The organism is Chryseobacterium sp. KLBC 52 (assembly GCF_003347605.1).
Lineage (GTDB): Bacteria > Bacteroidota > Bacteroidia > Flavobacteriales > Weeksellaceae > Chryseobacterium.
Genome location: NZ_QDFZ01000009.1, coordinates 165,731 through 187,688 on the forward strand (window position 1 = coordinate 165,731; position 21,958 = coordinate 187,688).

A 21,958-nucleotide genomic window follows, 5' to 3' on the forward strand; every position below is an offset into this window, starting at 1 on the left:
AACCTATTAGGTTTAAACCCAGCCATTATTTAGTAGAAAACAAAAAAGCTCCCTTTCGGAAGCCTTCATTTTATTTAGATTAGTTGACAACAAATTTTCTTTCGTTAATTAACTCAGCAATCGCCAGCATATCTTTACCGATCAGCCTGTCGTCTTCAAGCTTGGCAACTTTAGAACGAAGAATAGCAAAGTTTTCTTCAATCACTTTAGAGCATTTCGCAGGTCTTCTGAATTCAAGTCCCTGAGCTGCAAACATCAACTCAACAGACAGAATATTCACAAGATTCCCAAGAACCTGATTGAATTTTCTTCCTGAAATACTTCCCATAGAAACATGATCTTCCTGACCTAAACTTGTTGGAATAGAATCTGCCGATGCAGGGAAGCATAATGTTTTGTTCTCTGTAACCAACGCTGCTGAGGTATATTGAGGGATCATAAATCCGGAATTCAATCCTGAGCTTTCCGTTAATAATCTCGGAAGTCCATATTTTCCTTCTAATAATAAGTAGCTTCTTCTGTCTGAAATATTCCCCAGTTCGGCTGCAGCTAATGTAGCATAATCTAAAGGCAACGCCATTAGCTGTCCGTGGAAGTTTCCACCTGAAATAGATTCTTCGGCGCTTAGGACAATCGGGTTATCTGTTACAGAGTTCAATTCTGTTTCTGCCATTCCTTTAAGGTGCTCAAAAGCATTTCTGCTGGCTCCATGAACCTGTGGTACACATCTCATAGAATAAGGATCCTGAACTCTCTCACAATCTTCATGAGCTTTCATATTTTCTGATCCCTTTAAAAACTTAAGCATTCTTGCCGCCACTTTTTTACTGCCTTCAAAAGGTCTGATCTCGTGAAGTTCTTTTTTAAATGGGCTTTCTGAACCTCTGTACGCTTCGAGACTCATTGCAGCTGTCATATCAGCAAGGTCTAATAAGTATTCAAATTTTTCAAGTCCTTTGATGGCGTGAGCAAGGATAAACTGCGTACCGTTGATCAATCCCAATCCTTCTTTTGGACCTAAAGCTAAGGGTTCAAGGTCATGCTTTTTCAAAACATCCAAGGTATCAGAAACCTGATCTCCTTCCCAAACTTGTCCTAAACCAAGTAAAGGCAGTACAAGATGTGCTAATGGGGCAAGGTCTCCTGAGGCTCCTACAGATCCTTGTTCAGGAACTACCGGAATGATATCTTTCTCAAGCATCAGAATCATTCTTTCAATAACTTCCAGAGAAACTCCTGAAAATCCTTTCGATAGCGCATGTACTTTAGCAATCATCATGATCTTGGAAAGCTCTTTATCAATAGGCTTTCCTACTCCCACCGCATGAGAAATGATAAGGTTATATTGTAACTGGGCGGTTTCGTCCGCTGAAATTTTAGTATCACACAATGGTCCGAATCCTGTATTGATTCCATATACGCATCTGTCTGACTCTACTATTTTCTGTACGTTTTTCTGAGATTTTAAAATTTGTTCTTTTGCTGCTTTGTTTAGCTTGGCTTTATTAGGTTTTTTACATATTTCCAGAACATCATGGAAAGTAAAAACATCTACTCCGTATATCATTTCTAAAAAATTTCCTTAAAATTACGCATTTAACAATAATTGGAAAAGCTAAATTTCAATCTTCTATATTTTTATAAAACAAGCGAAATAATTTACTACTTTTAGCCCCGAAAATTAAAAACAATAATACATGAGACTGAAAACTCTACTCCTTGCTGTATGTGCAGCAAGCACCACTGCTTTCGCGCAGAAAGTAAAATACTCTAAAGAGGATATCAAAAAAATGGAAACTTACCTTTTTAATGAAGGTTTTAATACGCCATCTCCCAGAAAAACATCTACCATTATCTTAAAAGACGGAACTACCTACAAAGGTTTCTGTAATAAGATTGAAACCAAAAAAGGGCAGATCTACGAAGTTGCTATCAAAGACAGTATCACCAAAAAGAATGCTACTTTCAATGCCGATCAGATCAATGAGATGTATGTGTATCCAAGCAATGCAGAGAAGATTGCCAAAGTGGCAAAATACATGGGGAATATCAGAAACTTCGGAACTAAGAAGTTAACGAAAAACACCAACAATGACAGGATATATTTTATCAACCAGACTGTCTCTCTAAAGAACAAAAAAGATGATAAGGAATTTCTGATGCAGGTGATCAATCCAGGTTTTGATGATATTATTTCAGTATACCACGATCCCAGAGCCAAAGAGACAACAGGTTTTTCTGTAATGGGCTCTCCACAGCTTGGAGGCGGTGTTATCAAATCTTACTATGTAAAAAAGGGCAATAAGGTAATGTGGCTTCATAAAGATGACTTTGAAGACAATTATGATTTTCTTTTTGGAGATAATCAGGATTTCATGAAAAAATATCCTAAGAACTCTGTAGAATGGGATTATTTCAGTTTTCTTGTAAGCGAATATACTGCAATGACAAACGGATAAAATATTTTGAACCCTAAAATAAAACCTGTAGAACCATCTGCAGGTTTTTCTTTTTTAGATAGCGAAAGTTTCCTTAATTTTGTTATATGAATCCTTCTTTAGAACTACAGCTCAAAACCTTACCATCCGAACCCGGCGTTTATCGTTATTATGATAAAAACGAACAGCTTTTGTATGTTGGAAAGGCTAAAAATCTTAAAAAGAGGGTTCTATCCTATTTCAACAAAAACCTTTCCGGATACAGAATCAAAATAATGGTCAGCAAAATCCAGCGACTGGAAACGACAATTGTAAACAGTGAGTATGATGCTTTATTATTAGAAAATAATCTGATTAAGGAATATCAGCCCTTTTATAATGTGATGTTGAAGGATGACAAAACCTATCCGTGGATCTGCATCAAAAATGAAGATTTTCCCAGAATTTTCCTGACCAGAAATATGATTAAAGACGGATCAGAATATTACGGTCCATATGCAAAAGTACGTCCTGCAAAGATTTTGCTGGATACCATAAAACATATTTATAAACTCAGAACCTGCAACCTTAATCTTTCTCCCTCCAAAATTGCGGATGGAAAATATAAGGTCTGCCTGGAATACCATATCAAAAACTGTGAAGGCCCCTGTGAAGATCTTGAGAGTAAGGAAGATTATGACGAAAAAATAGAAGCTATCCGCGGAATTATTAAAGGGGATTTCCGGAAAGCAAAAGATTATCTGGTAAATCAGATGATGAAACTTGCTTCCAACCTGAAGTTTGAAGAGGCTCAGATCATTAAGGAAAGACTGGATATTCTTGAAGATTACCAGGCTAAAAACACGGTGGTTAACCCCAATATTGATGATGTGGATGTTTTCGGAATGACAAGTGATGAAACCGCAGCCTATGTGAATTTCTTTAAAATCAGAAACGGAAATATTATCCAGAGTTTTACTACTGAGATCAAAAAGATTCTTGAAGAAACCGATGAAGATATTATGGAAGAAGCTTTGATAGAGATTCGTCAGAAGTTTTCTTCAGATTCCAAGGAAGTTCTTTTACCTTTTCATCTTTCTGTAGAAATTCCCAATGTAAAACTGATTGTTCCTAAGGTAGGCGACAAAAAAAGAATCGTAGAGCTTTCTGAAAAGAATGCTAAGGAATACCGTCTTGAAAAGCTGAAGCAGGTTCAGATTGTAGATCCTGAGAGACATACGAACAGAATCATGGCCGAAATGCAGAAACTGTTGAGAATGCCTGTGGAGCCAAGACATATTGAAGGGTTTGATAACTCCAATATTCAGGGAACGAATCCTGTGTCTGCATGTGTTGTCTTCAAAGATGGAAAACCGAGCAAAGCAGATTACAGAATTTTCCATCCTAAGACCGTAGAAGGTCCCAACGATTTTGCCACGATGGAAGAGGTCATCTACCGCCGTTACAAAAGAATGCTTGATGAGGGAGAAAGTCTTCCCCAGCTGATTCTGATAGATGGAGGAAAAGGACAGCTTTCTTCTGCTGTAAAAAGTCTCAGGTTATTGGGACTTTACGGAAAAATTACCATTGTAGGAATCGCCAAGAGGCTGGAAGAAATATTCTTTCCTGAAGATCCTATTCCTTTATATCTGGACAAAAAATCTGAAACATTGAAAATCCTTCAGCGTGTACGTGACGAGGCTCACCGGTTTGGGGTAAAACATCACAGAACGAGAAGAAAAAACTCTACGATAAAGTCTGAGCTGGAAGAAATTCCTGGTGTGGGAGAAAAAACTATTGAATTATTACTGTCTAAGCTGAAGTCTGTAAAACGTATCAAAGAATCAAATCTGGAAACCCTGGAAGAAATTCTGGGTAAGAGTAAGGCAAAGGTAATTTGGGAGTTTTTTAATGCTGATTAAAGCTCCGCTCTGGTTTAATGGTTAAAGATTTACAAATAAGAGGATATGTTTTGTAATATTTCCTCATTAATTTTCTATTTTATCAAAAAGGGACAAAAAGCAAAATCCCCTTCTACAGCAAATAAAAATATCAATAAAAAATACCAATAAATAAATATTTTACTAAAAAATACTATTATATGTATTTTTTTCATAAATTAGAGTTATCAACTAATAACAATAATATTATGAAAAATTTTCTCTTTTTATAAAGATTTTTCATTTTCATTATTCATGAGAGAATCATCTTATTCCCCATGTCTGCAGGAAACGATGTTCATCTTTTCAACTCTTCAAAAAATGAAAAACACATCAGCATATATATTATAAAAGGCTCTTTTTCAAGAGCCTTTTACACATATTATTTTTTTATGATCTTACCCAAATATTCTCCTTTATTTGTTTTTATCTTAACAAAATATATTCCAGATGAAAGTTCTGCTACACCAATATTTTCATAATTATTGATAACATTCTTCACAAGCTTTCCGGAGGCATCGAAAATTTTCACAATTTCTATTGTAGAATTTTCTTTCCGTTTGATTGAAAAATATTCTGAAACAGGATTAGGATAAATCTGCAGATCAATATTCTCTTTCTTACTTTCTGCACCGGATATTTCATGCGTTGCCAGATAAACAGGCAGCGGATCAGTCACTACATACAATTCACTTCCATGTTCTTTGGTATTAATGGTAAGAAATAATTTTTCACCATCTGCTCCCATTTTCTGAATATTTTCATTAGCTAACAGCTGACTGTCATCATTTGTCACGAAAATATCCATCGGAGAAACCGAGACCCCATCACTTTTCCACACCTTTTGGGAATCCCCGTTAAGAAAGTAAAGATAATTGTTGACACACGTCATATCTTTCACTGAAGAAAAATTTTGGGATAAATCAGATGTGCCAGTAGCCGTTCCATCCGTCTTCCACAACTGTGTACTATTATTATTGGTAAAAAATAACTGATTTCCACATTTTTTAAATTTCACATCACCAAAAAAGTTTCCTGCTACTATCTGTTCTGTCCCTGCAGCCGTTCCATCTGTGGAATGCAGTGCCGGGGAAGGATAACCTGAAGTGACATAAAAAAGCTTATTATTAAATACTATTGTTTCCCTGGCAATACTTGAAGAGCCATAAGGAGTAGCGTAAGATTTCAGTAATACCGCAGATGCCTGATCACCGTTTGAAATCCAAAGCTCGTTTTGCCCGGAGCCGTAATTCGCAGGAGTATTTTCCTGTTGCTTTGTAAAGAATAATTTATTATTAAAAGTATTCAGTACCTTAATATCTCCATCTGTCCCATCCTGATAGGAGAACTGTATTACCTTTTGGGTATTGGCTTCAGTAGCATCTGTTTTCCAGATCCCCAATTTTCCATTATCTTTTGCCACAAAATAAGCAAAACCATTCAGGGTTACAGCTTTTGAATCCACTGAATAAAGACTTCCCATATTATCCGCGGAAATATCTTTTACGAGACTAACAGTATTGGACGTATTATCAATTTTCCAAAGTTCAGTTCCCACCACGTTATTATATCCGGCAAAAAGCAATGTATTATCGTTCAAGCTGGTATACGGTACCCTGCTCGTAATATTGGGGGATGATATCGGCAAAGTATTGGCTTCTGTACCATCTGTTCTGTAACCTGCTTCCGGAGTGTAAAGATAGTTTCCTACTTTAATGAAGTTGTCATTAAAATCGCTTCCCATACCAATAAACGAATTTCCTCCAAAGCTGGATATTCTCTCAATCTGCTGTGTGACTTTATTTCTTTTATAAATCTGGCTATTATACTGTCTGTCTGTCGCAATGAAAATAAAATCATTATTCAGTACCTGAAATGCATGAGGTAAAGAACTTTCAGATCTGCTAATGTCCGAAGCTATCGCGGTCTGATGTGTCACCGGATTTAATGAAAACAGTTCTGTTCCATATTTTGGGGTGTTTCCGGTTAGATAAATTTTAGAATTCAGGTCTACAAAACTGTTATTATTGATCATTGCAAGTTCTGTGATCTCGAAACTCTGCGAAGAATTTCCGTTGACAACCCAATATCTGTTTCCATAATTAGCCATTGTAAGAATCAAATGATTATTATCCGAGCTACTTCCATAGATCAATGCTCCTGCATGCGTATTGAAGAGAACAGTTCCGGCTTCTGTACCATCTGTTTCCCAGATATAATTACCATACCCTGAGTTAACACCGTTGGCACTACTTTCAAAGAATATTTTGTTATTATATTTTACAAATTTCTTCATTGCCATAGAACTTGTAGCTCCTGGCATCAGATTTTTCAGCAGATAAGTTCCTGACGTTGTTCCATCAGAAACCCATGGTTCATAGCCATTTACGGCATCAAATCCTGTAAAAACAAAATAGTTATCAGCGGCAGCTCCTTCCAGCTGCGGATAACCTACAGATTTTATGGATACTGTTCCAGCTTCTGTTCCATCTGTTGAATATAATTCATATCCCGCCGTTCCTGTCCCAAGATTAACAACGAAGTATAGTTTATTTTGAAAGATCAGTGCTTTAAAATCTCCATTAATACTTCCGCCTGCATTGGGAACAATATCCTTTAATAAAGATGTTCCGGCAACGGTTCCATCCGATTTCCATATCTCTTTTCCGTGTATGCCATCATCAGCTGCCAGGAACAAAGTATTATTCATGGTATACATTTTCACATCACCGGAATACTGAAATGTTTTTAGTAGCTGCAAAGTATCTGTAACGGTATTGTAAGACCAAAGTTCGTTGTGGTGGTAGAAAAAGATATTATTTCCGACTGCTGCACTTGCAGCCACCGAAAACTCAAAATTAAGATCTTTTACCTTGGATGTTCCTGCCATAGTTCCATCTGTAACCCAAAGCTGATTAATGGACGAATTAGTACTTTGCACAGCAATAAAGTACACTTTATTATTGAGCTTCATAAAAGCCGGATCTCCAGCCATCCCAATACTGTATCCCGGAAAAACATTCTTCAACAGGATCGATTTTTGAGTACCCGGATCAAAACTCCATAGCTCTCGTCCCTCTTCTGTAGACTTGGTGGCTGTGAAAAGAATATGATCATTGAATTTGATAAGATTACCAGGATCACTGGAGGCTCCAAAGTTAATCTCATTCAATTGGGTATTAAACACATTTTGTGCACTTGAAAATACTGACAGTATTGTCAATATAGAAATGTAAACCTTTTTCATAGCTATTAGTTAAAAATAAATCCTTAATTCTGAAAAGTTATGAATTAAGGATGATATCATTGTATAATTGATGTAAATTATTTGGCGGCGAAAACTTCTTTGGAAAACCTTCCTTCGGTCTGTGGAACATCTATTACAATATTCCCATTTTCAAAATATCCGACGGTAGTATTTCCATCAGCCATTTTTACAAGGAAAACAGAATTTTTTGAAGTTGCTTTAAAAACAGCAAACGGTACTGAACTACCGGACTTTGCTAAGATAAACTGATTGGAATCAATCTGTATTTTCTGAAGATCCAGTTTTCCGTTCGAGTAATTGCTCGCTTCCGGAGTTGCTGTAGAGGCTACAGATACAACAGGCTCGGCAGATGTCCGTTGAGCGCTATTATTAGAGGCAGGCAACAAGGCAATCGGATTAGAAACCGGTATTTTGATTAATGCATCTTTTAGCGCGTCTGGTAACCCTTCTTCAAATTCTTTAATCTTTGAGGCTCCTTTAGATTCAAAAATCATAGTATTATTACAATCTTTAAACTGTACTATCAATTTATTTTTGAATAGATTTTTATCATTTAGTACATCGGCGGCAACCACATTACAGAAATTACTTTTAGCTTCAGCCGGCCAATTATCTTTAATAGCAGGAAGAATGATATACTTTTTCCCGGTCATAGCTTTGGTGAAAAAGTTTTTTAATCCATAATCTTCCCTGAATGTTTCAAATTTTTCGGGAACTGCAACATATTTATAATCTGAAACTTTTTGTGCGAAAGCTATTGTTGAACAAGCAGCCATCACCAATATTGATAACTTTTTCATTTTTATAATTTTAATCATTTCTAAATGCTCCCATATCCAGTTTTAAGGAAAAGAAATTGGAATAAAAATTAGATCCGCCAATCCCTGAATTCGTAATTGCATAATCCAGTGTGAGCCCTCTGTATCTGATCCCAATACCTGCACTCGGCTGGAAAGAAACTTTTCTTTTTAGATCTTCTATATCTGTAATAGATTGAAATCTGTTGATCCCTAATCTTACAAAAATCATTTTCTGATATCCCATTTCAGCTCCGGCATATGGACTGATACTGGCAAAATCTGTTGAAATTAATGATGCTGTTTTAGCAAAATCAACATTAATTCCAGCTTCAGGTAATACATACACGCTGCTATTGATTTCGAATAACTTGCTGGCACCTACATTCAGCTTAGGCATTGTAAGTTCCAGTTTATCTTTAGGAGCAGGGTTAAATTCTTCCCCATTTACAACAGTGGAAAGCTCCTTCTGATTAATCGTCCAGAAGTTTACGGTCGTAGTAATATCTCTCACCATTCCCCCGAACTTCCATCCGTTATCTGCCTTATAAATTGCTCCAACGTCAAAACCAAAACCATAACCATTCGCAAATTTACCTACATTTCTATAAACAATTTTTGCATTCACCCCTACATCCAGTTTCGGATTTCCTCCGGGTCTGAAAGCATAAGAAAGAATAGCTGCATAATCAGATTGGGAAAACTTGGTAATTTTATCATAATCAATATTTCCTTCCGAATCGATCATTTGGGTAGTATTTAAAATATTATCTACTCCAAGCCTTACTACCGAAACTCCAAAAACACCTTCTTCAAGTACTTTTGCATAGGCCAGATAGTCATATTTTGCAATAGATTCAAAATATTCTGCGTGCATTGCTGCCCCTTGCCAGTCTCTTTCGACAGACATTAAACCTGCTGGGTTCCACATTGGAGAATATACGTCATCCTGATTGGTAATTACTGCTCCTCCCATGGCTAATCCTCTTGCTCCGGCTCCGATGTTTAAGAATTCATTGGAATATTTCCTGATAATCTGAGATTGAGAAAGCCCAAACAGCAGTGAAAATGCAAGTAAAAAATATTTTTTCATCATATAAATTTGATGCTTAGTTTAAGTTTTTAGTTTTTCTGGCTTTTATTAATCCATTTGCAATGATTGCCAGTATCATAACACCTGAAGCGACATAAAATATAGGGCTCATATGTTCTGATTCCCCAAAGATAAAAAAAGCTAGTATAATTCCGTAAACAGGTTCTAAATTAACTGTTAAAATTAAAGTAAAAGGTGATATATATTTCATTAAATTCACCGATTCCAGCATCGGAAAAGCAGTGAAAACACTGGCTAGCAAGCATATTAACGCCAGATCTCTGTAGTTTATTTCATTCATTTGAAAAATTTGCCCTGAAAACAAATAAAATAACATTAAAATGAACCAACCACAGAAGATTTCATAAAAAATTATGTTCCCCGAACTTGTTTTCCCAAACATCTTACCATTAAAAACAGAAAAAATAGTCCCGAATATGGCACACAGAATTCCATAAATAATGCCTTCTTTAAAATGAAATTCTGTCTTAAAGATTAAGAGTATACAGGCTACAATAACAGTTCCCATGATCACTTCAGATGCATCAATTTTCCTTTTGAAAATAATAGGCTCCAGAATTGAGGCGAAAAGTGTAGATAAGGAAAGACAGCTTAGCGCAATAGAAACATTGGAAACTTTAATAGAATAAAAAAAGCAATACCAATGGAGTGCCATGGCAAAACCTATTGCTGCCAGTTGAAAAAATATCTTTTGGGAAACCTTTATGCTCTCCTTTTTAAAAATCCTGATGAATACATACAGAAAGATAGAAGCAAACAACATTCTGTAAAAAACCAGAATCTGTGCATTGGCCTGAATCAATTTTCCCAGAATTGCAGTGAACCCCCATAAAAAAACTATTAAATGCAACCTGAAAAGTGCCAATTTATGCATAACCTATCCCCTTTTAATTTTTACCCTGCAAATTTACAAATACGCTTTTATAAATCTTGCAAAAAAATATAAATTCGCATTAATAAAAGATAATAAACAAAGTTTTTAATAGCTTTACTTTTAATTCAGAACACTTTCTATTAATTTAATAAAAAGATCAATCAACTCATTATGATACTAACCCCGGGCATTGAAATCAAAACAAAACGTCTGACTTTAAGTCCTGTTGACGACTTACACATCGATGATATTGTAGAACACTTTACCAGTGAGGTGACCAGATACATGCCTTTTAACCCGCAAGGGAACAGACAGGATATAATCACCTTTGTGGCTGAATCAAAAAGAACTTTATTACAAAACACAGATCTTGTAATGGTCGCTCTTGACTCTAATGGAGAGTTTATAGGATGCTGCGGTATCCATAATATAACAGAAGAATCTGTTGAGCTTGGCTTATGGCTAAAAAAGGGTTCTCAGGGAAGAGGATTAGGAACTGAAATCATAACGACCCTCATAGAATTTCTGGAAAAGAATTTTACTTTTGAGTATATTTTATATCCTGTGGATAAAGACAATACAGCCAGCAGAAAAATTCCGGAAAAACTTGGCTTTATTCCTGCTAAAAAATATAAAAAACATAAGGATCATCTTACCGATCTGAATATTATAGAATATAGAAAGTATTATTAACAGCCACATACATTACTAAAAAACCCTGAAAATTTGTTAAACTTTCAGGGCCTTCAAATAATAAACTATTAAAAAAATAAACTAGGAACTTAGAGTATTTTGCAGAGAATATCACCTCTGTTACTCTAGTGTAAAGTTAGAAAAAATATAAATTATTTAAAAATATTTTTTAGTTAAAAATTTCACAATTTACTAAAAACCAAATAATTAAACATCTGTTTTACTTCCAATTCGTATTCCTCATAAAAATAGTATCTTTAAGCGTAAAAAATTGAAAATTTTATGGACATCGAATTCAATAAACGAGAAGATCAGAACAGATTAAAATTATCAGAAATAAATCGCTTACTCACTGAGATCAAAAAAGGAGGTGGTGAGAAGAGGCTTCAAAAGCTTCGTGATGAAGGAAAAATGACAGCAAGAGAAAGAATAGATTATCTTCTCGATAAAAATTCAGATTCCATAGAAGTAGGAGCATTTGCAGGATACGAGATGTATCAGGAACATGGAGGATGTCCTAGCGGAGGTGTAGTAGTAGTGATTGGCTACGTTTCCGGGAGACAATGCATTATCGTTGCGAATGACGCTTCTGTAAAAGCCGGTGCCTGGTTTCCTATCACAGGAAAGAAAAACCTGAGAGCTCAGGAAATTGCGATGGAAAACAAACTTCCAATTATTTATCTGGTAGACTCTGCAGGTGTTTATCTTCCTATGCAGGATGAGATCTTCCCGGATAAAGAACATTTTGGACGAATTTTCAGAAATAATGCTAAAATGAGTTCCATGGGAATCATCCAGATCTCTGCTGTCATGGGGAGTTGTGTAGCTGGAGGAGCCTATCTTCCAATTATGAGCGACGAAGCCATGATTGTGGATAAAACGGGTTCTATTTTCCTGGCCGGAAGCTATCTTGTAAAAGCGGCTATCGGAGAAAGTATTGATAATGAAACATTAGGAGGCGCTACCACACACTGCTCAATTTCGGGAGTTACAGATTATAAAGCGAAAGATGATAAAGATGCTTTGAACAGAATTAAAAACATCATGAAATCTATCGGAACTACTGAAAAAGCAGGCTTTGACAGAATAGAAAGTTTTCCGCCCAAAGAAAACCCGGAAAATATTTTTGGAATTATGCCAGTTTCAAGGGCTGAGCAATATGATACTTACGAAATTATCAAGTGTATTGTGGATAACTCCGAATATGAAGAATATAAACCAGACTATGGTAAAAGTATTATCTGTGCAACCGCAAGAGTGGATGGCTGGTCTGTAGGAATTGTAGCCAATCAGAGAAAGCTCGTTAAAAGTGGAAAAGGAGAAATGCAGTTTGGAGGAGTAATCTACTCTGATTCTGCTGATAAAGCAACCCGATTCATTGCCAATTGTAATCAGAGAAAAATACCATTAATTTTCTTACAGGATGTTACCGGATTTATGGTAGGTTCCAAGTCAGAACATGGCGGAATTATCAAAGATGGAGCTAAAATGGTAAATGCCGTTTCCAATTCTGTTGTTCCAAAGTTCACGATTATTACTGGTAACTCTTATGGAGCAGGAAATTATGCGATGTGTGGAAAAGCTTATGATCCAAGATTAATTGTTGCATGGCCTTGGGCTGATTTAGCAGTAATGGGAGGTGCACAAGCAGCAAAAGTATTAGCTCAGATTCAGGAATCTACATTAAAGAAACAAGGAAAAAATATCTCTGAAGAAGAGCATAACGAAATTCTGGATACGATTTCTAAAAAATATCAGAAACAAACTGAATCTACCTATGCAGCAGCAAGATTGTGGACAGATGCCATCATCAATCCTGCCGATACCAGAAAATGGATTTCTATGGGAATTGAAGCAGCTAATCATGCTCCCATTACAGAGAAATTCAACTTAGGAGTAATTCAGGTATAACAGAATTGTTATCCTTTTCAATACAACAATCCCTTATCACATTGATAAGGGATTTTTCATATATGATATAAATCACCCAATAAAAACACATTAAAATACTTTATTTAATAAGTAAAAACCTCATACCATATAAAAAAAATAAAATTCACAAATAATAACATATGATCACTTTTTATATTTTCAATGTTGTTAATTACAAAATATTATACATTAAAATTAATCCTAAACTATAAAAACACAAACAAGTAAACACTGAAAACCAATATGTTATATTTAAATTTATAATATTCGTGCGATATTTTTTTTTAATATTGTACTATTAAGCAAATGATGAGAAAAAATGAAACAATTGAATAAAGGGTTGCCTTTGGCCGCCGGTGTGTTTTGTTTTCTACTGAGTACAAATCAAATAAATGCACAAAAAATACAAAAAGACTCAGTAAAGAATAAGGAAATAGACGAAGTTGTTGTTACTGCACTTGGGATAAAAAGAGATCAGAGAAAACTAGGCTATGCCATTACCAAAGTGGAGACCAAAGATATTACCCAGGCCGGTGTAGTTAACCCCATGGAGGCCCTTCAGGGAAAACTTCCTGGTGTGGAAATAACAGCAGGATCCGGAGGTCCACAGTCCAGTGCCAGAATTCAGATCCGTGGAAATACATCATTAGGAGGTAACAACCAACCTCTAATTGTTGTTGACGGAGTAATTATAGACAATGGAGTAACCGGTGCGGATTCCTGGGGTTCTGGTTATGATTTCGGTAATGAAATGAAAAATCTTAACTCAGATGTTTTTGAGTCCGTTTCCATTTTAAGAGGTGCTGCAGCATCTGCTCTGTACGGTTCACGGGCTGCTAATGGGGTTATTGTCATTACAACCAAAAAAGGAAAAGGCACTAACGGATTGGGTGTCAGGGTAAATTCTTCTCTTACTACACAGCATGTCTATAATGGTCCCATATTTCAGAATGAATTTGGCGCCGGATTCAGTTCTGGTTTTTCAACAGATGCAAACGGAGACCGTTTTATAGATCCCAACAATTTTTTTTACAGTTATGGGCCAAAATTTGATGGAAAACCGGTACAGGATATTGATGGCAGAACAATTCTATGGAATCCTCAACCCAATAATTATAAGGATATTTACCAGGTAGGATTTGATCGTAAAAACTCATTCGAACTCTCCGGAGGAAATGATAAATCTACTATTTTATTGAGTTATACCAATCAGGAAGCTGATGGAATTCTTCCCCGTAATAAGTTTATCAAAAATGCCTATTTTATCCGCGCAACCCATCAGTACAGTAAATATTTGCAGGTAGATGCAAGTTTCAACTATAATCGGTCTTTCGGGCAAAATCCAGTACCCCAGGGAGGAAATGAAAGCCCACTCTTCAGCTTTATATATGGTACTCCCAGAAGTTTTGATGCTGTATATTGGAAAAACAATTATCTGGACCCTGTAAAAGGAGGAATGAAACAAGACAATGCGGACCCTTACGGTATGGCATCTACTTATTTTAATCTTTTCCAGAATACAAGAACCCAGAAAGAAAACAACTATATAGGCAGGATCGAACTCAAATCCCAGCTAACAGACTGGTTAAACCTTCTGGTAACCGGCAACTTCAATAATTATGATTTTATTAATGAATCTAAAATACTTGGAGAAAACCCAGGGTTCACAGGAGGTGGTTATAGCATTTTGGAAGGGAGAAAAGAACAGTATACTACAAAATTTTTATTAAATGCCAACTTCAAATTAACAGAGAATCTTACCCTTAATGCATCTATTGGTGGAGAAGACTTCAGATCCAAATATAAAGCTACAAGACAATGGACCAACGGAGGACTGAATTCTCCCGGCGTTTTCCAAATCCAGAACTCAATAGATCCGGTAGGAAGCGAGACCTATTATGCTGATGGCAATCAGTCTCCAAAAAGAATTCAGGGACTGTACGCTTTTGCCAATTTCGCCTGGAAGAACCAGCTATTCATTGATATTACAGGTCGGAATGACTGGTCTTCCACATTGGCATATCCAGATGGACATGGAAACATAAGCTATTTCTATCCTTCATTTGTTGGAAACTGGATATTTTCTAATTCCTTACAACTTCCAAAATGGATAAATTCCGGAAGCCTGAGAGGAAGTCTGGCATGGGTGGGAAGAGATACTTCGCCATACAGTACGAGCTCTGGTCTCTACTACAGACCCGATCCTTCTGCTTACAATTCACCTGACGGAACACGCATTCCGTTAGTTGGCTTCAATAGTAACTCACTCGCGAATTTAAATTTAAAAAATGAATTGAGCAGATCCATAGAGTTTGGATTAAATATGGCTTTTCTCAATAACCGGCTGGATTTTGATGTATCATTTTATAAAACCAACACTACCAATCAGCTGCTAACACTTTCCTTACCACAAGAGTCTGGGCTTAGCCAACAGCAGATCAATGCAGGAAATCTGCAAAATCAGGGTATAGAGGTAATTGTCAATGCAATTCCGGTAAAATCATCCAACTTCAAATGGAATACAACAGTTACCTTCTCTCAAAACAGGGATAAACTTATTGAACTTTATCCGGGAGTTACTGAATATGTATTAAACTGGGGTATGGGAACTGATGTAAAAAGTATAGCAATACCAGGCCAACAATACGGTTTGATACAAACCAAATATGCCTATGCAAGATATCAGGCACTGGACGCAAATGGTAATAAAATTGATGATCCCAGAAATGGAATGAAAGTTCTGAAAGCTGATGGCTCATATCTGAGATCAGATTCTTACCAAAACCAGGGGTATACTACAGTAGGAAAGTTAACTCCTGATTTTTTAGCCAGCTTCAGAAATACTTTCAGGTATAAAAATTTATCTTTAAGTGTACTGATAGATGCAAGAGTAGGAGGCGATATTCTTTCTGCCACCTATAATTATGGTGTTCAGTTTGGTAATTTATCCTCCACATTACAGTACAGGGATGAAGAGAGAGGAGGAATCAAATATACAGATTCCAATGGCAACATTCAGTTTGGGGTAATTCCCGAAGGAGTATTTAACCAGAATACCAGCATAAAAGATAAACAAGGAGTTACCAGAGATGTAAGTGGTATGACCTATCAGGAAGCCTATGAAAAAGGATGGATCGACCCTGTAAGTACAGCTTCTTATTACAACAATTTGGGCTCATGGAGTAGAGGAATCCGGGAACAGTCTATATTTGAAAATACTTGGGTTTCCCTTCGTGAAGCACGCTTAACCTATTCCTTTAAACCGGAAATGATTAAATCTCTTGGAGTAAATACTCTGAACCTCTCCCTTATCGTTAGAAACTTATTCTATATATACAATAAACTACCGGATGGGATCAATCCTGAAGGAAAATATTCCAACAGTGCAGGCAGCTTTGCAGAATATGGAGGCTCACCTATGTCCAGATATTTTGGATTTAATCTGGATTTCTCATTCTAAAATATTATTCTAAAGATTATTAAAATGAAAAAAACACTTATACTTGCTCTATTATTTTCCCTGTTTATATCCTGCACCAGCGATTTTGCAGAGATTAATACCAATCCCGTAGATCAGATAAAAGCTACTCCCGAAGAACTGTTGCCTTTAGCAATTATGAAAGGATTTGATGGCAGTTTTGAATACTATTATGATTACTACCGCAGAATTATGCCCTGGACTCAGACATTAGTTCCCAGTACAGGTAATTCTTCACAGTTTATGGATGACGGCTCCAATATGAATCAAAGAAAAGATATTTTTTATGGAGATCATGGCGCTTTACTTACAGACATCATCTACAAAATTGATCATATGCCAGCTGAAGATCAAAAAAAATACGTGAACATTAAAAGCATTGCCACAATTTTAAAAGTCTACTATGCATGGTATGTAACAGATGTGAATGGCAGTATAGCTTATACAGAAGCATTCCAGGCTCGATATGGGGGAACACAAACTCCTAAATATGAAACACAGGAACAATTGTATGATATTTTTGACAAACAGTTAGACGATGTATATAATGGAATTCAAAGTGCAGATCAATCTGTACAGGTAAATCCGGGAGAGAAAGACCTATTCTTTAACGGAGATATAAGCAAATGGAAACGGACAGCTAATTCTCTAAGATTAAAAATTGCGTCAAGACTCATGAAAAGAAATCCTGCCAAACTCACTGCTATTGCTTCACAGGTTTTATCAAGGGATGAAATCAGCAGTACAGCAGAGAGTTTCATGTTACGGGCCAGAAGAATTACTGAGCATGGTAATTTCAATCCTGTAGGCATGTCTGCTTCAAAACCTATGGTTGACTTTATGAACGAAAGCAAAGATCCCAGAATATCAATATTTTTTCAGCAAAATGATTATTCTCAGGAAAATATAGATAAGCTTGCTGCAGCTGGTAAAATGGAAAAAGCTACAGAAAGCCAGCGTTATGTTGGTGGTCTTGTCAGTCCTAACATGGTTTCAGCGGATATGAGTCGTTATTATACTTCAGCAAAAAGATTATTAAATGGGGTGAATTATGATACCATTTCCAGATTACAATATAGAATATGGAGGCCGGAAAATACTTCAAAAGGTATTATTGGGACAGGAAATGCTATATTCCCCATCCTTACCTATGCGGATTATTCTCTGTTGAAAGCAGAACTGGCTGCAAGAAATCTTATTGCAGGTAATACAAAAGATCTTTATGAACAAGGAATCAGAGCGTCTATTGAAACCTATAATTATATTGCCAAAGAGGCATTGGTAGATGATTATAAATCAGCTGATGATACCGATATTATCACCTATCTGAGCCAGTCTCAAATTAAATTTAATCCATCATTGGCCCTGGAACAAATCATTATTCAGGAATATTTAAATTATTTCAAACAACCAAATGAAGTATGGGCACTTATCAAAAGAACTGGAATACCTAACGTGTCGACAGCTCTTAAGCTCGAAAATCCATTCAGTGAATCCGGAGTTATGTTAATAATGCCGAGAAGAATTGTTCTTCCTACCCCTTCAAAAGATAATCTGAATTATCAAAACCAAAAAGATGCACTTGACAAGATGAAACAAGATCCTGACTTTGGAGCCAGTGAAAGTGATATACAAGGTCGCATATGGTGGGATAAGAAATAAATTTCTTCCTCACTAGTGGTTTCCTGTCGTATTAAGGGTCTAAGTCGCCCCATCTACAATCTTCATATTCTTAGACTATTGGATCCTTATACGACAACCATCTCCCAGTGAAAGAGTAGGATTATATCTCTATTCCAATTATGCATCCTGCATGAATCAAGCTATATGTATGAGAGGTTTAAAGGAGACCTATGACAGGATAATTAATGTCTAAGTTTTTTAACATCTAGTATTAGCAGTGTCATGCTGAGCGGAGTCGAAGCATTTTAAGAAAGAAGAACTCTGTTTAGACTCCTACGGAGTGACAATGCTGAGGGATAAAGAACAGCAATGATGGTAAAGACTACTACCAGGTATAAAGAATTGATGGAGGAATTCAGAAGCCGGAGGCTTGAAGTTGGAGGATGAGACAGAGAAGATAACAGAGATTACTCATCTTGACTGATTACCTATTGCTCATGAATTGAGCTGGGTAGAAAACAAAAAAACCTTTATCGTAAAGATAAAGGTTTTTTAAAAATAAAATAAAAACTGGCGGCGGCCTACTCTCCCGCGTTAGCAGTACCATCGGCGCTGGTGGGCTTAACTTCTGTGTTCGGAATGGGAACAGGTGAGCCCCACCGCTAAAACCACCCTAAAGGTTGTATATAGCAGCTGGCTATTTGCTGTTGGCTTTTGGCTGTTTTTGCCAATTGCTAACTGCTAGTTGCCAATTGCGTTTTTAAGCGATAAAAACTTTCACAAAGACAAAACCTTCACTGCGCATAAAGCACTTGGTTTATATTAGTAACCATAGACTATAAATCTACGGGTAATTAGTACTACTTGGCTATGACATTACTGTCTTTACACCTATAGCCTATCAACGTCGTCATCTACAACGACCCTTAAAAGATGTCTCATCTTGAGGCGAGTTTCGCACTTATATGCTTTCAGTGCTTATCTCTTCCAAACGTAGCTACTCAGCGGTGCACCTGGCGGTACAACTGATACACCAGAGGTTTGTTCAATTCGGTCCTCTCGTACTAGAATCAAGCCCTCTCAAACATCTAACGCCCGCAATAGATAGAGACCGAACTGTCTCACGACGTTCTGAACCCAGCTCGCGTGCCACTTTAATGGGCGAACAGCCCAACCCTTGGGACCTTCTCCAGCCCCAGGATGTGACGAGCCGACATCGAGGTGCCGAACCTCCCCGTCGATGTGAGCTCTTGGGGGAGACTAGCCTGTTATCCCCGGAGTACCTTTTATCCTATGAGCGATGGCCCTTCCATACGGAACCACCGGATCACTATGTCCTGCTTTCGCACCTGATCGACTTGTAGGTCTCACAGTCAAGCACCCTTATGCCATTACACTCTACGCACGGTTACCAAGCGTGCTGAGGGTACCTTTGAAAGCCTCCGTTACTCTTTTGGAGGCGACCACCCCAGTCAAACTACCCACCACGCAATGTCCTTCTGAAAGAAGTTAGGCTCCAAGTAAGTAAAGGGTGGTATTTCAACGGCGGCTCCACAAACACTAGCGTGCCTGCTTCAAAGCCTCCCACCTATCCTACACATTACTTACTCAAAGTCAATACGAAGTTATAGTAAAGGTTCACAGGGTCTTTTCGTCCCATTGCGGGTAATCGGCATCTTCACCGATACTACAATTTCACCGAGCTCGTGGCTGAGACAGTGCCCAGATCGTTACACCATTCGTGCAGGTCGGAACTTACCCGACAAGGAATTTCGCTACCTTAGGACCGTTATAGTTACGGCCGCCGTTTACTGGGGCTTCAGTTAATGCCTTCGCTTACGCTAAGCACCTTCCTTAACCTTCCAGCACCGGGCAGGTGTCAGACCCTATACAGCATCTTTCGATTTAGCAGAGTCCTGTGTTTTTGATAAACAGTCGCCTGGGCCTCTTCACTGCGGCCAACATTGCTGTTGGCGTCTCTTCTTCCGAAGTTACGAGACTATTTTGCCTAGTTCCTTAGCCACGACTCACTCGAGCACCTTAGGATTCTCTCCTCGACCACCTGTGTCGGTTTTGGTACGGGTTGCTTCACTTCGGCTTTTCTTGGATCAGATTACACTACAGCAGCTTCGCCCGAAGGCTAGGCCTTGACTATTCCGTCAGTCTCCAGCAGCTACATCCAACCGTCCCCTTTATTCGTGAGCAAGTATGGGAATATTAACCCATTGTCCATCCACTACCCCTTTCGGGTTCGCGTTAGGTCCCGACTAACCCTCAGCTGATTAGCATGGCTGAGGAAGCCTTGGTCTTTCGGTGAGCAGGTTTCTCGCCTGCTTTATCGTTACTTATGCCTACATTTTCTTTTCTATCCGCTCCACAATACCTCACAGTACTGCTTCGGCGCAAATAGAATGCTCTCCTACCAGATATATCTAAAATATAAATCCATAGCTTCGGTAATATGTTTATGCCCGATTATTATCCATGCCGGACCGCTCGACTAGTGAGCTGTTACGCACTCTTTAAATGAATGGCTGCTTCCAAGCCAACATCCTAGCTGTCAATGCAGTCCAACCGCGTTGCTTCAACTTAACATATATTTTGGGACCTTAGCTGTTGGTCTGGGTTCTTTCCCTCTCGGACATGGACCTTAGCACCCATGCCCTCACTGCCGTAGAACATTTATTAGCATTCGGAGTTTGTCAGGAATTGGTAGGCGATGAAACCCCCGCATCCAATCAGTAGCTCTACCTCTAATAAACTTATATACGACGCTGCACCTAAATGCATTTCGGAGAGTACGAGCTATCTCCCAGTTTGATTGGCCTTTCACCCCTACCCACAGGTCATCCGAAGACTTTTCAACGTCAACCGGTTCGGTCCTCCACTCTGTGTTACCAGAGCTTCAACCTGCCCATGGGTAGATCACAAGGTTTCGCGTCTAATCCTACTAACTATCCGCCCTATTCAGACTCGCTTTCGCTCCGGCTCCGGTACTTAATACCTTAACCTCGCTAGTAAAATTAACTCGTAGGCTCATTATGCAAAAGGCACGCCGTCACAGCATTACGCTGCTCCGACCGCTTGTAGGCGTACGGTTTCAGGTTCTATTTCACCCTTCTATTCGAAGTGCTTTTCACCTTTCCTTCACAGTACTTGTTCACTATCGGTCTTTCAGGAGTATTTAGCCTTGGAGGATGGTCCCCCCATATTCAGACAGGATTTCACGTGTCCCGCCCTACTCATTTATCATCTTAATATGCCTTTCGAGTACAGGATTATCACCTTCTACGATTGTTCTTTCCAGAACATTCCTCTAAACATAAAAAGACTTTTGGGCTAATCCGCTTTCGCTCGCCACTACTTACGGAATCTCTTCGATTTCTTTTCCTCCGGGTACTTAGATGTTTCAGTTCTCCGGGTTTGCTCCTCTTACGAGGTGACATGTCTTCAACATGCCGGGTTGCCCCATTCGGATATCTGCGGATCAATTCGTGTGTGCCAATCCCCGCAGCTTTTCGCAGCTTACCACGTCCTTCGTCGCCTCTGAAAGCCTAGGCATCCGCCATACGCCCTTAACGATTTCTTTCCTATTGGTTACTCAAGCGCTTTATGCGCTCGGTTTTCTCTTTGTGATGTCTTTACCGTTAATGTCAATGATCTTAATTTCTTTTTTTCCGACTAATGAACAGATGTTGTTTTTGGCTCCATCCGTAACTTTTAAATCAGTCTTCCAAAACTGTGGAGAATAAGGGAGTCGAACCCTTGACCTCCTGCGTGCAAGGCAGGCGCTCTAGCCAGCTGAGCTAATTCCCCCTCTAG

Annotated in this window: 11 protein-coding genes, 1 tRNA gene and 2 rRNA genes; 6 read left to right on the top strand and 8 right to left on the bottom strand. The window is 38.0% G+C overall.

Annotation, left to right across the window (positions count from 1 at the left end; all coding sequences use genetic code 11):
- Positions 1-79: 79 nt before the first annotated feature.
- A complete protein-coding gene (hutH, locus tag DDF69_RS11910) occupies positions 80-1,567 on the bottom strand; it encodes a histidine ammonia-lyase (RefSeq protein WP_114820957.1) in 1,488 nt (495 codons plus the stop codon).
- A 130-nt stretch (positions 1,568-1,697) separates the two neighbouring features.
- Between hutH and DDF69_RS11915 the strand changes: the two genes are divergently transcribed.
- Together DDF69_RS11915 and uvrC are read left to right on the top strand one after the other, a co-directional pair.
- Positions 1,698-2,459, top strand: coding sequence for a hypothetical protein (locus DDF69_RS11915; RefSeq protein WP_114820958.1), 762 nt, complete (start codon positions 1,698-1,700; stop codon positions 2,457-2,459).
- An 86-nt stretch (positions 2,460-2,545) separates the two neighbouring features.
- Positions 2,546-4,339 (top strand): excinuclease ABC subunit UvrC, encoded by a 1,794-nt coding sequence (gene uvrC, locus DDF69_RS11920; RefSeq protein ID WP_114820959.1) that lies wholly within the window; start codon positions 2,546-2,548, stop codon positions 4,337-4,339.
- A gap of 400 nt (positions 4,340-4,739) precedes the next feature.
- On the opposite strand, the gene DDF69_RS11925 is transcribed toward uvrC, so the two are convergent.
- The 4 genes from DDF69_RS11925 to DDF69_RS11940 all read right to left on the bottom strand — a co-directional run bounded on the left by DDF69_RS11925 (position 4,740) and on the right by DDF69_RS11940 (position 10,410).
- Complete coding sequence (locus DDF69_RS11925) at positions 4,740-7,604, bottom strand: T9SS type A sorting domain-containing protein (protein WP_114820960.1); 2,865 nt, start codon at positions 7,602-7,604, stop codon at positions 4,740-4,742.
- A 77-nt stretch (positions 7,605-7,681) separates the two neighbouring features.
- Entirely contained in the window at positions 7,682-8,425 is a 744-nt protein-coding gene (locus DDF69_RS11930; RefSeq protein WP_228411978.1) for a hypothetical protein, read from the bottom strand.
- A gap of 10 nt (positions 8,426-8,435) precedes the next feature.
- Positions 8,436-9,518, bottom strand: a complete 1,083-nt coding sequence (locus DDF69_RS11935) for a PorV/PorQ family protein (RefSeq protein WP_114820962.1) — start codon at positions 9,516-9,518, stop codon at positions 8,436-8,438.
- Positions 9,519-9,531: 13 nt separating this feature from the next.
- Positions 9,532-10,410: a DMT family transporter gene (locus DDF69_RS11940; protein WP_114820963.1), complete on the bottom strand. Its 879-nt coding sequence runs from the start codon at positions 10,408-10,410 to the stop codon at positions 9,532-9,534.
- Positions 10,411-10,581: 171 nt separating this feature from the next.
- On the opposite strand from DDF69_RS11940, the gene DDF69_RS11945 reads away from it, so the two are divergent.
- The 4 genes from DDF69_RS11945 (at position 10,582) to DDF69_RS11960 (ending at position 18,175) form a co-directional block, all read left to right on the top strand.
- Positions 10,582-11,103: a GNAT family N-acetyltransferase gene (locus DDF69_RS11945; RefSeq protein WP_114820964.1), complete on the top strand. Its 522-nt coding sequence runs from the start codon at positions 10,582-10,584 to the stop codon at positions 11,101-11,103.
- Positions 11,104-11,385: 282 nt separating this feature from the next.
- On the top strand, positions 11,386-13,014 hold the full coding sequence (locus DDF69_RS11950; RefSeq protein ID WP_114820965.1) for an acyl-CoA carboxylase subunit beta: 1,629 nt from the start codon (positions 11,386-11,388) through the stop codon (positions 13,012-13,014).
- Between the two features lie 340 nt (positions 13,015-13,354).
- Positions 13,355-16,495, top strand: coding sequence for a SusC/RagA family TonB-linked outer membrane protein (locus DDF69_RS11955; RefSeq protein ID WP_114820966.1), 3,141 nt, complete (start codon positions 13,355-13,357; stop codon positions 16,493-16,495).
- 24 nt (positions 16,496-16,519) lie between these two features.
- Positions 16,520-18,175, top strand: coding sequence for a SusD/RagB family nutrient-binding outer membrane lipoprotein (locus DDF69_RS11960; RefSeq protein ID WP_114820967.1), 1,656 nt, complete (start codon positions 16,520-16,522; stop codon positions 18,173-18,175).
- Positions 18,176-18,704: 529 nt separating this feature from the next.
- Here DDF69_RS11960 and rrf read toward each other — a convergent pair.
- From rrf to DDF69_RS11975, 3 genes are all read right to left on the bottom strand, one after another.
- Positions 18,705-18,812: ribosomal RNA gene (gene rrf / locus DDF69_RS11965) — 5S ribosomal RNA — on the bottom strand.
- Between the two features lie 158 nt (positions 18,813-18,970).
- Positions 18,971-21,725: ribosomal RNA gene (locus tag DDF69_RS11970) — 23S ribosomal RNA — on the bottom strand.
- A 153-nt stretch (positions 21,726-21,878) separates the two neighbouring features.
- Positions 21,879-21,952 (bottom strand) — tRNA-Ala (locus DDF69_RS11975).
- Positions 21,953-21,958 lie beyond the last annotated feature (6 nt).

Excerpts from the sequence above, each read along its gene's own strand:
- DDF69_RS11925 (WP_114820960.1), bottom strand. The coding sequence starts at position 7,604 with ATGAAAAAGGTTTACATTTCTATATTGACAATACTGTCAGTATTTTCA.
- DDF69_RS11960 (WP_114820967.1), top strand. The coding sequence starts at position 16,520 with ATGAAAAAAACACTTATACTTGCTCTATTATTTTCCCTGTTTATATCC.
- DDF69_RS11955 (WP_114820966.1), top strand. The coding sequence starts at position 13,355 with ATGAAACAATTGAATAAAGGGTTGCCTTTGGCCGCCGGTGTGTTTTGT.
- DDF69_RS11945 (WP_114820964.1), top strand. The coding sequence starts at position 10,582 with ATGATACTAACCCCGGGCATTGAAATCAAAACAAAACGTCTGACTTTA.
- DDF69_RS11935 (WP_114820962.1), bottom strand. The coding sequence starts at position 9,518 with ATGATGAAAAAATATTTTTTACTTGCATTTTCACTGCTGTTTGGGCTT.
- hutH (WP_114820957.1), bottom strand. The coding sequence starts at position 1,567 with ATGATATACGGAGTAGATGTTTTTACTTTCCATGATGTTCTGGAAATA.
- uvrC (WP_114820959.1), top strand. The coding sequence starts at position 2,546 with ATGAATCCTTCTTTAGAACTACAGCTCAAAACCTTACCATCCGAACCC.
- DDF69_RS11930 (WP_228411978.1), bottom strand. The coding sequence starts at position 8,425 with ATGAAAAAGTTATCAATATTGGTGATGGCTGCTTGTTCAACAATAGCT.
- DDF69_RS11950 (WP_114820965.1), top strand. The coding sequence starts at position 11,386 with ATGGACATCGAATTCAATAAACGAGAAGATCAGAACAGATTAAAATTA.
- DDF69_RS11940 (WP_114820963.1), bottom strand. The coding sequence starts at position 10,410 with ATGCATAAATTGGCACTTTTCAGGTTGCATTTAATAGTTTTTTTATGG.
- DDF69_RS11915 (WP_114820958.1), top strand. The coding sequence starts at position 1,698 with ATGAGACTGAAAACTCTACTCCTTGCTGTATGTGCAGCAAGCACCACT.